Annotated in this window: 14 protein-coding genes; 8 read left to right on the top strand and 6 right to left on the bottom strand. The window is 33.0% G+C overall.

The window, feature by feature from the left end:
- Positions 1-30 precede the first annotated feature (30 nt).
- The 4 genes from KCG49_RS01365 to KCG49_RS01350 form a co-directional block, all read right to left on the bottom strand.
- Positions 31-870, bottom strand: coding sequence for a DUF4440 domain-containing protein (locus KCG49_RS01365; RefSeq protein ID WP_218544381.1), 840 nt, complete (start codon positions 868-870; stop codon positions 31-33).
- Positions 871-954: 84 nt separating this feature from the next.
- The gene (locus tag KCG49_RS01360) at positions 955-2,730 is read right to left on the bottom strand and encodes a PspC domain-containing protein (RefSeq protein ID WP_218544380.1); all 1,776 of its coding nucleotides are present in this window, start codon (positions 2,728-2,730) and stop codon (positions 955-957) included.
- Positions 2,727-3,068 (bottom strand): PadR family transcriptional regulator, encoded by a 342-nt coding sequence (locus tag KCG49_RS01355; RefSeq protein ID WP_218544379.1) that lies wholly within the window; start codon positions 3,066-3,068, stop codon positions 2,727-2,729. Before KCG49_RS01355 ends, KCG49_RS01360 begins: the two co-directional genes overlap by 4 nt.
- A gap of 59 nt (positions 3,069-3,127) precedes the next feature.
- On the bottom strand, positions 3,128-3,574 hold the full coding sequence (locus KCG49_RS01350) for a DUF4870 domain-containing protein (protein ID WP_218544528.1): 447 nt from the start codon (positions 3,572-3,574) through the stop codon (positions 3,128-3,130).
- A gap of 145 nt (positions 3,575-3,719) precedes the next feature.
- Here KCG49_RS01350 and KCG49_RS01345 point away from each other — a divergent pair, with 145 nt between their 5' ends.
- From KCG49_RS01345 to KCG49_RS01315, 7 genes are all read left to right on the top strand, one after another.
- Positions 3,720-4,175 carry a DUF4442 domain-containing protein gene (locus KCG49_RS01345; RefSeq protein ID WP_218544378.1) on the top strand — a complete coding sequence of 152 codons (456 nt, stop codon included), beginning with the start codon at positions 3,720-3,722 and terminating at the stop codon, positions 4,173-4,175.
- Between the two features lie 122 nt (positions 4,176-4,297).
- Entirely contained in the window at positions 4,298-5,125 is an 828-nt protein-coding gene (locus KCG49_RS01340; RefSeq protein ID WP_218544377.1) for a TIGR00266 family protein, read from the top strand.
- 219 nt (positions 5,126-5,344) lie between these two features.
- Complete coding sequence (locus KCG49_RS01335; protein ID WP_218544376.1) at positions 5,345-5,542, top strand: hypothetical protein; 198 nt, start codon at positions 5,345-5,347, stop codon at positions 5,540-5,542.
- A 63-nt stretch (positions 5,543-5,605) separates the two neighbouring features.
- Positions 5,606-5,983, top strand: coding sequence for a hypothetical protein (locus KCG49_RS01330; protein ID WP_218544375.1), 378 nt, complete (start codon positions 5,606-5,608; stop codon positions 5,981-5,983).
- A 65-nt stretch (positions 5,984-6,048) separates the two neighbouring features.
- Entirely contained in the window at positions 6,049-6,849 is an 801-nt protein-coding gene (locus KCG49_RS01325; protein WP_218544374.1) for an MbnP family protein, read from the top strand.
- A 138-nt stretch (positions 6,850-6,987) separates the two neighbouring features.
- On the top strand, positions 6,988-8,034 hold the full coding sequence (locus KCG49_RS01320; RefSeq protein WP_218544373.1) for a cytochrome-c peroxidase: 1,047 nt from the start codon (positions 6,988-6,990) through the stop codon (positions 8,032-8,034).
- A complete protein-coding gene (locus tag KCG49_RS01315; protein ID WP_218544372.1) occupies positions 8,012-9,010 on the top strand; it encodes a transporter family protein in 999 nt (332 codons plus the stop codon). The genes KCG49_RS01320 and KCG49_RS01315 overlap by 23 nt, the downstream gene beginning before the upstream one ends.
- A 73-nt stretch (positions 9,011-9,083) precedes the next feature.
- Here the strand turns inward: KCG49_RS01315 and KCG49_RS01310 are convergent, their stop codons facing one another.
- Both KCG49_RS01310 and KCG49_RS01305 read right to left on the bottom strand, forming a co-directional pair.
- Positions 9,084-10,022 (bottom strand): LysR substrate-binding domain-containing protein, encoded by a 939-nt coding sequence (locus tag KCG49_RS01310; protein WP_218544371.1) that lies wholly within the window; start codon positions 10,020-10,022, stop codon positions 9,084-9,086.
- A 176-nt stretch (positions 10,023-10,198) separates the two neighbouring features.
- Positions 10,199-11,563, bottom strand: coding sequence for a hypothetical protein (locus KCG49_RS01305; RefSeq protein WP_218544370.1), 1,365 nt, complete (start codon positions 11,561-11,563; stop codon positions 10,199-10,201).
- Positions 11,564-11,696: 133 nt separating this feature from the next.
- Between KCG49_RS01305 and KCG49_RS01300 the strand changes: the two genes are divergently transcribed.
- A complete protein-coding gene (locus tag KCG49_RS01300) occupies positions 11,697-12,209 on the top strand; it encodes an RNA polymerase sigma factor (protein ID WP_218544369.1) in 513 nt (170 codons plus the stop codon).
- Positions 12,210-12,213 lie beyond the last annotated feature (4 nt).

The raw sequence follows: 12,213 nt of genomic DNA, 5'->3' as shown, positions 1-12,213 counted from the left end.
TGTTTCAGGATGATTTATTTTAATTGATATTTAGTTCTCTATTTTTTTTACTTCTTCAGCAATCTTACCGTTTTCCCTAACAATCATTTTGATTATTTTTCCTTTGGTATTTTTCACAAATTCGAAAGTTAATGGTGCTTTTGGATGAGCAAATATATTTTCTGACTTAGCATTTAATACAACTACCATTTCACCTGCATTAAGTTGCAAAGTATTGTTCTTTACAGAAATTGTTGCTTTACCAGTTTTTGCCATGTATTTTCCAGAATAAGTTTCTAAAATATCTTTAGGCACAGTATACTTAACAGTATTATTTTTAGTCTCCTTTGCTACATGATTATAACTTATAACACGCTTTAATTTCCATTTATCATTTTCAATGATCCACAAATGCGAAAACAAAGCATAGTTATCAGTTTTGTTATAAGTCATGTTTTTATCAGTTGAAAAGAAATGCTTGCCATTTTGTAATGCACCGTAAAGCTTTCCGTTATTGTACATCGGAAAAATCTCTAAGCTTTCTTCAACAAGGAATCGGTAAACTTTTTCAGGATTGTTTTCTCTACAAATTCCATTTTTCATTGTTTTTACAAATTCCTCTTTAGAATTAGTAATTCCACCTTTATCGTGGTAGAATTCTAAATCGTCGAACATTAACGCTGCACTTTTTTCAACTTCACATTTGTTGAATCCTATTTTAAAAAGGATACTGTCTTTAACTTTAAGTGTTTTAAAAATCTGAGAGTTTTTGTTTACTTGTGCTGAAGCAATACCAGAAACCATAAGGAATCCGATAAGGCTCAGCATAAGTGATTTTGATACCAAAGCAAGTTTGGTATAGATTAATTGATTTAGTTTTGATTGATTCATTTTTGATTGATGATTACACTACAAATGTCTGTAGCTTTTTGATTGATTTAGATTTTATTCTACTGAACTGTCATTTTTTAGGCTTCAATTGTCGTTGACCTTTAGATCTACACCATCCTCATCTATTTTAAGCCTAACTTCTGGTTTTTCTTCATTGGACGACAATTTTTCTGCTGAGGTTTCAAAATCATCTTCATTTTCATTTAATTTCTCTTCACAATCCAGACATTCGGTATCATCTTCAATTATCTTTAGGTAGTGTTCTTCCATACCATTATTTAAAATATCATTGAAATAGCTTGAGTTTCGATGAAAACTATATGTATTATCATCTGCATAAAGAACTGTGCCTTCTGGTAAATAAAGCATCACTAAGACTTCTTGATCACTAAATTTATTTTCAATATCCGTTGTTAAATAAGGATCTAACAAGAGTTTGCCATTGCTTAACTCATAATTGTAATTGATGTTCTGCGCTCTCGATTTTGCAGCATTATAGCTACTACCTCGTGCTTGTTTTTCTAATACGATCGACGCTAATGAATCTTTGGTAGACCTAACAACAAGTCTTATATCTGTGGACTTAATAATACGACCATTTTCATCTTCAATTAATTTATAATGGTTGTTTCGTCTGTAATAGTAGTCGTTGTAAGTGTCGTTAGACATGCTTAGCCTTAAGGTGTCGTTTTCTGTGATGTTTAATTGTTCCTTTATCGTAGTTTTGGCATCAAAAGCATGTTCGGTTGCTTGCTTAAATCCTATAATCACCAATCCAATGATTGCTATTAACCATAGACCTAATAAAGTGAATTTTGCTACATTACCTATTGATTTTAAGTTGTTTACCAAAATTTTCAATCCCAGATAGAATACAAAAAAGAAAGGTATTCCCATGGCAAAGAATAATAACATTGACATCAACCATTTAGGTATGTCTGCTGCATTTGCTGCGTCTATAAAATCCATTCCGGGAAAATAAACCACATCGGTAACTCCAACCGTAAAGAATGCAACAATTAAACTTAGTAGAGTACTAATACCAACTATAATTAATATAATTCCAATAAACTTGGCGATAACTTTAAGGAAGAACATGATAATGCTTCCGATAGATTCGAAAAATGTTTGTGAACTCGATTTTAGCTTATTCCCTTGCTTCTGAAAATCAACGTTTTTTACCGTGTCAGAAATGTTGTCTGAGACGGTATCAAAACCCTCCTTTAGCTTTTCACCGTGTTTTTTAAAATCAACATTTTTTACGGTTTCTGAGACCGAATCAATGCCGTCTTTAATTTTTTTTTCAATGTTACTGATATTCACTGCATCTCCAGTCATCATCAGTTTTTCGGCTGTGGTTTTAGCTTCTGGGACAAGAGCCCAAAATATGAGATATATGAATATGAATGTGCCTCCAGACCCTATGGCTAATAGTAACCATATGAGTCGCATCCAAATGGATTCAATACCTAGATAATGACTTAAACCTGCTGCTACACCACCTATATAAGAGTTGTCAGTATCTCTATATAGTTTTTTTGTAGATCTAGAATCGTAAGATGTTCTTGTAAGTGGTTCGTCTTCAAAGATTTCATCATCTACAAGATAGTCTTCTGGTTGCCCCATTATAGTGATGACTTCATCAACCAATTTAACACCTACAACTTGTTTTTCGTTTTGTATACGCTCTGAGAATAACTCAGCGATACGAGCTTCTATATCTGCTATAATTTCTGAACGACCTTGAGAGTCTGTAAATGAACGTTTTATAGCCTCAAGATAGCGTGATAATTTAAGATATGCATCTTCGTCTATATGGAAGAATATACCTGCTAAATTTATATTGACTGTTTTATTCATTTTTTTGTTGTTTTTGTACGTGTTACTAGGTTAACTGCATTTTGTAATTCACTCCAAGTGGTGTTTAACTCTTTAAGAAACAGTTTTCCTGTTTCGGTAAGGCCATAATATTTTCTTGGCGGTCCAGATGTGGATTCTTCCCAACGGTAGTTGAGTAACCCAGCATTCTTTAATCTTGTTAATAGTGGATATATGGTTCCTTCTACAACAAGCATTTTAGCGTCTTTTAGTGTGCCCAGAATTTCTGCAACATAGGCATCTTCATCTTTTAAGATGGATAAGATGCAATATTCCAGCACTCCTTTACGCATTTGTGCTTTTGTGTTTTCTATCTTCATGTTTTAAGAGTCTTAAATTCGATTAAACTGTTCATTTTTTGATTGATTATTGATGAATGTTATTTTAGAAAATTGATGGTCAATGGATATTTATATAGGTTACCATCCCTGGCAGACAAGCTAGCTTTTACAATAAGTGCCAGTTCTATGATAAATGCAATAATTGCCAAAGCTCCAAGTCCACCTCCTATATATAATAGAGGAGAAGGTTCGCCTACATTGATGTGAAAATCGTGAAGCCCATGAAAGTTTATAACATCCATGCCATCAAATAATTTAAAGATGAAAAACGGAACGCTAATCGTACCGATAACAATAGCGTAGAGTAATACACTGATTTGAAAATTTATAGCTTGCTTACCATGCTGGTCTACAAATTCTGACTTGTCTTTATTTGCAGCCCATAATACTATTGGCCCTATAAAGTTTCCGAAAGGAATCAGAAATCTTGAAAATGTCGAAAGATGTATAAATGTTGCTAAATTTTTATGATGATTGTCTACCATTTTAAAAGTATATAATAGTTGCTTATACAAATATATGTCTTTTAAAAGGTATTATGTTACGCATAGTACTAAAAATTAACATTTTATTAACATTAGCTGAGTTGGAAAATTTCAATTATTTTAGTGGAAATTATAACTATTTAATATGAAGATTTCACCATCAAGACTCAATACATTTCTAATGTTTAAGCTACCTGCAGCTTATCTTACAGGTGTAAGAACCAAGCATATAGACGATATCTCTTGCGTAGTGTCCGTAAAACACCGATGGATAAATCAAAATCCATTTAACTCTATGTTTTGGGCGGTTCAAGGTATGGCTGCTGAGTTGACAACTGGTGCTTTGGTGATGAAAAAGATTAGAGAAAGTGGTAAAAAAGTGTCTATGTTGGTGGCTAATAATAATGCTTCATTTACTAAAAAAGCTACGGGCAGAATTACCTTTAGTTGTGACGAAGGTATAAAAATTGACGAAGCCATCGCTAGAGCCATTGAAACAGGTGAAGGACAAACCGTATGGTTAAGCTCTAACGGAATGAATAAAGATGGAGTAGAGGTATCCTCTTTTAATTTTGAATGGACTTTGAAAATTAAAAGTTAAATTTTACTGGGTACAGTCGAAACAGGCAATTTTTTATTAATTGTAACAAAATGTAATGTAGCACAACTTATAATTGAATCAATTTATACTGAGCATAGTTCAGTACCAAACCAAAATATATTATGGAAAAATTACCAGATTTTAGTGACAGAAACTCCCACGAAATAGATTACCGTATTTACGGTGAGGAAATGCAATATGTAGAAATTGAGCTCGACCCACAAGAAGCGGTTATTGCAGAATCGGGCAGTTTTATGATGATGGATGATGGTATAAAAATGGATACCATTTTTGGTGATGGATCTAAAAAAGATAAAGGCTTCTTAGGTAAAATATTAGGAGCAGGTAAACGTATCTTAACAGGCGAGAGTTTGTTTATGACTGCTTTTTACAATGATCTTACCGGAAAACGAAATGTATCTTTTGCCTCACCATATCCAGGTAAGATTATACCTATTGATTTAAATGAATTCAAAGGTAAGTTTATTTGCCAAAAAGATGCCTTTCTATGTGCCGCTAAAGGTGTTAGTGTTGGTATCGAGTTTTCTAAGAAACTAGGAAGGGGTCTTTTTGGTGGCGAAGGTTTTATAATGCAAAAGTTAGAAGGTGATGGTATGGCATTTGTACATGCAGGTGGTACTATGGCAGAAAAAACATTACAAACCGGCGAAACCCTAAGGGTAGATACGGGTTGTTTGGTAGGGTTTACCCAAGGTGTAGATTATGATATTGAATTTGTTGGAGGTATCAAAAACTCCATCTTTGGAGGAGAGGGTTTATTCTTTGCGAGGCTACGCGGACCTGGAAAAGTGTATATACAATCTTTACCATTTAGTAGATTGGCTGGTCGTGTATTGGCATCAGCACCAAAATCTGGCGGTAACTCTAAGGGTGAAGGTAGTATTCTTGGCGGTCTAGGAGATTTGTTAGATGGTGATAATCGGTTTTAGTTTTTAAATATAAGTAAATCAGTACGTTATGTTGTGGGAATAACCTTTGTCTTAAAACAACCTTCAACGGGTAATTATAACTTTTAACATAATAAGCTGTTAAACTTTATGTGATTCTTTAAATAAAATTTGTTTTTTTTCTATCTTAGGGATTCAATTGAAACAATAGCCTATAGAGAAAAATTTACTTTTTGTTAAACCTTAAACTTAAAATTACCTATGGCGAGAGCAATGTATGAGTATACCAAAACTATACTTAGCAAGGTTAGTTTTGATGCGACATTATTCTGTAAAGAAGTGCAAAAAGCAGTAAAGCGTTTGCTGCCCCACGAACTAGAGGAATTAAGAATTTTTATTCAGTCTCTAATCAATCAAAACCCAGAATTGAATCAATGTTTAATTTATTTAAAAGCATAGAGAAAAGCGACTTTTTAGTCGCTTTTTTTAATTCCTAAACTTATCTTTGCCTAAAATTTGAAGTTGAAAAGCATAGTAATTTTCATATTACTTTTATCATTTGCCATACGTCCGATTTACTTCGTCGGTAATGTACTTTATTATCAGTTAAATATAGATTACATTATTGAAACATATTGTGTTAATAAGGACAAGCCAGAACTTCAGTGTAATGGAAAATGTCATTTAGCTAAGCAATTAACAACTACGACTACAGCAGATGATGAAGGAAAAGCTATATTGAGTTTGTACGATTCATTTTTCCCTGTATTTTCAGAAAAGTTTTCTACGGTCAACTTAAATGCAAAAATCTTCTACACTGACAGGGAGAATATGGTATCATATGTTCCAAATTATACATTTAATTTTGTGTATCTTCATTTTAAACCTCCAATAGCATAATTTTATTTTTCTGGTTAGGTTTTTCAACCTAAAAAACACTTTACAACAAAATAAAATTAATACAAATGAAATTACTAAAATATACATTTGCGCTACTCGTGTGCGCTATAATTACAAGTTGCTCATCTGATGATGACAGTAATAACAAAGACTTAACAGGCCAAAAAGGCGATTTAATATTGAAGTTTGATAATGCTGTGGGTGACCAGGATTTTATCTTTGGTACAACCTATAATAAATCTAACGACGAATCATTTCAATTAACAACACTTAAATATATTGTAAGCAATATAAGAGTTAAGGATAATGAAGGGAATGAATTTATGTATCCCGAAGAAGACAATATATTTATTGTAAATGAAGCAGATGGAAATAATGCTGGAGAAATCTGGGTTGTTTTAACCGATGTTGATGCTGCAAACTATACTGAAATCACTTTTGGATTGGGTGTAGATCAAGAACGTTTTGCATTGGGTGCTGAAGGTCAAGGAGACTTTTTGGATTTAGCATCAGAAGAAGGTATGATGTGGTCTTGGGCCTCTGGCTATAAATTTGTGAGATTCGATGGCACGTTTTCTACTGCCAATGTTAGTGATGAGCCACTAAACATTCATATGGGAAGCGTTGGTGCCTCATTAGATAACTATAGGGAAATAACCATGAGTTTACCTAATACTATATTGGTTAGAGAGGACAAAACTCCAGAAATTCATATTAAAGCAGATATTGCGAAAGTGTTTAATGGAGCTTCCGAAATAAACTTTGCAGATGGTTACGATCAAGTACATACTGATGCAAATACAACACCAGTAGTAGCTGCAAATGTGCAGACCATGTTTGAGGTTCATCATGTTCATAACGATTAATCAATAGTAATAGATCTTTTAGGATTTAGTTTGTTTTGCTGGGTGCAGTCAAGGTATACGATATGCGTTGTACTTTGGTTTTACTGCACTCAGCATAACATTCGATGATCCTTGGGATGTTAAAATAAATTATTGATTATGAGAAAATTTAGCTTAATACTATTGGCTATCTTGTTTGTTTTTTCGTGTTCTGATAATTCGAAATTGGCAAAATATGAATCAGTACAGATGGAAGTGGAGTTGCCCTCTAACTTTCCAGAAATAAATTATAATCTTGAGAATAATCCTGTTACTGAAGCAGGTTTTGGACTGGGTAAGAATTTATTTTACGAAGGAAGACTATCTTCTAACAATGCTATAGATTGCGCTTTTTGTCATGAGCAAGCTTTTGCTTTTACACATCATGGTCATAACCTCAGTCATGGTGTCAATGGAGGTATAGGTAAGCGAAATGCACAACCTATTCAAAATTTGGCTTTTCAAAATTCTTTTATGTGGGACGGAGCTGCGTCACACTTAGACTTGCAACCTATAATTCCAATAACGAGTGAGTTAGAAATGGGAGAAAGTTTGAGTAATGTTGTAGAAAAGCTAAGATCAGATAGTTATTATCAAGATCAATTTACCAAAGCTTTTGAAGATGGCGAAGTCAATACCGAAAATATACTAAAGGCGTTGTCCCAGTTTATGGTGGTTATGATTTCCTCAAATTCAAAATACGATAAATATGTAAGAGCTGAAGGAAATGTAACTTTAACTACAATTGAGTTGGATGGTTTAAATACATTTCAGAATAAATGTTCGTCTTGCCATGCAACAGATTTGTTTACAGACCATAGTTTTAGAAATAATGGTTTACCAATAAATCCACAGCTTAATGATAAAGGACGTTTTGATGTTCTAGAAAACCCTGATGACTTATATAAATTTAAAGTACCAAGTCTTAGGAACATTGAGAAAACCTATCCGTACATGCACGATGGCAGATTTTCAACCTTAGAGGTAGTATTGGATTTTTACGATTCTGGCATGGTAGATAATGGTAATGTAGATGATGAGTTTCTACGAGAAGATGGTACGTATGGCATTACACTCAATGAATACGAAAAAGAAAGCATTATAGCTTTTTTAAGAACTTTAACCGATTACGAATTTTTAGAAGATGAACGTTTTTCAGGATTTTAAGCCCTTAGTTGTTGCATTTGCTCTTTTATTTGTCAGTATTACTGTAAGTGCTAAAAATACAAAATACAAATGCTGCCATGATTTTAATCCAGAAGCTTGGTTTTGCGATCTTTGTGGTTGTTCTACAAGTAGCGGAAGTTTTGGATTTGGAACATTAAGCAATGCTAACTTTGTTGGTGTACGCTATATCTATCAAGATTTTGAATCACGGAATGGTATTTTTGAAAACTCGCCTAAGAGTGAAGAAGTATTTAATACCTATCAGCTTTGGGCTCAAGTACCAATAAATGATACATTTTTTGTAACGGCGAATGTGCCTTATCAAGATTTAACTAGAAATTTTCAAGGTAATAAAGACAATCTTAATGGTCTTGGAGATATAAGTGCCATTGGTTGGTATAGACTTCAATTTTATAAAAAGAAGTCATCTGACTCTACATTAGTAGATTACAATTCACCTAAAGAACCATCGGGTCATTCCTTACAATTCGGATTGGGCGTAAAATTACCAACGGGAAAGTTTGAAGAGGAACTTGCCGATAACGTAAATCCGGGTTTTCAGGTTGGTACAGGGAGCTTTGATGGAATTTTTTCATTAGGCTACAATTATGGTGGTGATAAGATCGGTGTAAATACTTTGATGAGCTACTATCTTAAAGGAGAGAATAAGAACGAATACCAATTTGGTGATCAGTTTAGCTATTCGGTAAACTTATATACTGTGTTTCTTAGTGATAAAATGAATATTATGCCATTTGTTGGTTTGTCTGGTGATGTATATGATTCTATAACACAATATGATGAAACCCTACAAGATACAGATGGTAATATTCTGAATGCTTCTTTTGGGTCTGAGTTGGCGATAGAGAAGTTTATTTTTGGAGCTAGTTATACGTTACCAGTTCATCAAAGTTTGTTTGGGGATAATGTAGAATCTAAACAACGATTCTCAGTTTATGTAAATTTTGCTTTATAAACATTAAGAAACGGTCTGAAATAGTATTATTATGCTTTGAATGGCAAATTAGTTCACTTTTAGGCCGTTTCTTTTATTTAGGTAAAGGACTTATAATTTCAACATTACTGAATGCGATTGCTCCCCTTATAATGCCAGATATAGAATTATGAAGCGCATCAATAATCTGCATCTTTAATTCGCTTTTATGGAAAATTATGCTTACTTCTCTAGCAGGTGAAGGCTCTGCAAAATGTCTAAGATTAGGATTCAGTTTTTCCTTTATGTCCAAAGTATGTAAGTAGGGAAGAAGCGTCATTCCCATTCCTTCGTTAGATAATTTTATCAGGGTTTCTATACTACCACTTTCTAATTGAAAGCTATCGTCAATTTGGTCTTTAAAAGTTTTGCATAGATTAATGACACCGTCTCTAAAGCAATGCCCATCTTCAAGTAAAAGCATATCTTCAATTTCAAGATCTTCAATTTCAATGGTTTTTTTGTCTTTTAGCCTGTGGTTATCTGGTATGTAAGCCACAAAGGGTTCATAATATAATACACGTTCCTTAATATTATCGCTCTCTAGAGGTGTTGCTGCTATGGCTGCATCTAAATGACCATCGCTGATTCGTGTTAGAATTTCTTCTGTAGTTAGCTCTTCAATCTTTAGTTTTACTTTAGGATATGCTTTTATAAAGTTTTTTAGGAACATAGGCAGAAGTGTTGGCATTACGGTGGGTATAATGCCTAAACGAAATTCCCCTCCTATAAAGCCTTTTTGTTGGTCTACTATATCTTGAATTCGTTCGGCTTCATTAACGATATTTCTTGCCTGAAACACTATTTTTCGTCCTACATCTGTAAGCTCTATAGGTTTTTTTCCTCTGTCAAAAATTATAACATCGAGCTCATCTTCAAGTTTTTGTATTTGTGTACTAAGAGTAGGCTGTGTTACAAAACACTTCTCTGCAGCCTTAGTAAAATTTTGATGCTCAGCAATGGCTAGAGCGTATTTGAGTTGTGTAATCGTCATTTTAATTGATTTAGACTATAAAATTACAAAAAACTATTTACAAAAACTATCTATTAGTGATAAAGTGTTTTGAACTTTTATTATTTAAATTAAAAAACCTCCAGAATTACTCTGAAGGTTTTTAAATCAATCAACTTATCGATTATGTTTGTAAGAAATTGTTTTAAATTATTATACTAATCACAATTTCCTTCTAAAACTAAATATTCATTACCAGATTCTAACAAAATGTATTCTTCATTACACTGAATGACGGTCCAATCAAGGTTGGCTATAGTGTCAAGCGGCTCGGTAAATACAAAAGACATAGTTACTTCATTAGATAGAGCATTATTTGATAACTCCCATGTACCAGTTAAAGGAGCATTTTCTAAATACACTACTACAACACCATCAGAAGTAAATTCTGCCTCGTTTTCTTCAGATTCAGGAACTAAACTGGTATAAAAATACCATTCACATTGTACTAGATTATTTTCAATATCTTCTAGAGTACAGGTTTGAGGATTATTACCGTTTCCGCAATCAACTACATCATCTTCAGCAAACCCTTCACATTCTGCAAAGCACATATTTGGGAAAGCAGTTACAATAGTTTCGCCAGCTGCTGTCGTATATTCAACACAAACTGGATTAACAGGTTCGTCTTCACATTCTTCGCATTCTTCATAGTCATCATCATAATAGTCATCGTAGCAATCTTCTAATACATCTTCAAAATCTTCTGCACTATTAATAATTACAATGTCTTCTTCGTCATCATCCTCGTCTTCATAAACTGTTACCGCAAAAGGATAAACAAAATCAAACACATAGACATCATATAATTCAGTGCTCAATTCTTCTTCAGAATTAATAGTGATCATTTCACCATCTTCAGTAACAACCGATATTGGGAAATTAAATGAAAAACACTCAAAACCACCAACGTAATAATCACTTCCACAATCATCTAAAAAGTCATCATCACCAAATCCGTCCCATTCTGCATAACATTCATTTGGATAGGTTACTATAAATGTTTCACCATTAGGGCTTGTCACTTCTACACAAACAGGATCATATTCTTCATAACATTCATCATCATCTTCATCAAAATCACAATCTTCTAATAGATCGATGAACTCCTCCTCATCTTCAATAGTTTCGATTTCTATAGAATCAGTATCGTCATTAAATGTTTCTACATCAAAAGGAAAAGAAATCCCATCGATATATAATTCATCTGTTGAAGATAGCATTACATCAACTAAATTATCTAAATCTTGAATAGTTACCGTAGATCCGTTGTTATACGATAATGTTAATGGATATACAAAGTCAAAACAGAAATCTAGAACAATATTACCAGCTGGATTGTTAGATAGCTCTATGTTTCCGTTGTCATTAAACAGAGTGCTTAACTGATTTAAAGAAGCTGTTATGGATTGACTTTCCTCAGTTTGTTGTTCTTCTTCTCCTACAGGTTCGTTATTGGTACAGGCAGTTACTAAAAACAGTGCCATGAACATGCTAAAGAAGGTAAATTTTAAATTTTTCATTTCAAATAATTTTTAGGTTTAAAATTAGTTTATCGAGGCTAATCAATAGTAAGACAACCTGTAAAATAAAAACCCTACTTTTTTCTCAAGTTTTTTTTTTCATAGTTTTGGCATATCAACTTCAAAACCATTAATGGCTAAAGATAATCGTAATATCTGTCACTCAAAAACCTTTGAGACCATTTATAATACTTATGCAAAAGAGATTAGGCGTTTTTTGTTTTTTAAGACGCAAGATTTAGATAAAGCTGAGGATATATTGCAAGACGTCTTTGTTAAACTTTGGGATAATTGCAGTAATGTTGATTACAATAAAGTAAAGAGTTATATATATAGTATTGCCAATAACATGTTTTTGAATGCTGTTAAGCATCAAAAAGTAGTGCAAAACTTTAATAAGCATAATATGAAAGAGCGTACCAATGAATCGCCAGAATTTATTATGCTAGAAAAAGAGTTTATGCAAAAGTTAGAAACAACAATTGCCAGTCTACCAGAAAAGCAACGCGAAGTTTTTTTGATGAATAGAATAGAAAAGAAAAAATATAAGGAGATTGCTCTGCAATTGAATATTTCTGTAAAAGCTGTAGAAAAACGTATGCATCAAGCTTTGGTTGTAATGCGAAAAGAAATAGGAAATGTTTAATTTA

It is taken from the genome of Winogradskyella luteola, assembly GCF_019203985.1.
In the GTDB taxonomy this organism is placed as follows: Bacteria; Bacteroidota; Bacteroidia; order Flavobacteriales; family Flavobacteriaceae; genus Winogradskyella; species Winogradskyella luteola.
This window is presented reverse-complemented; position numbering and strand designations above follow the sequence as displayed.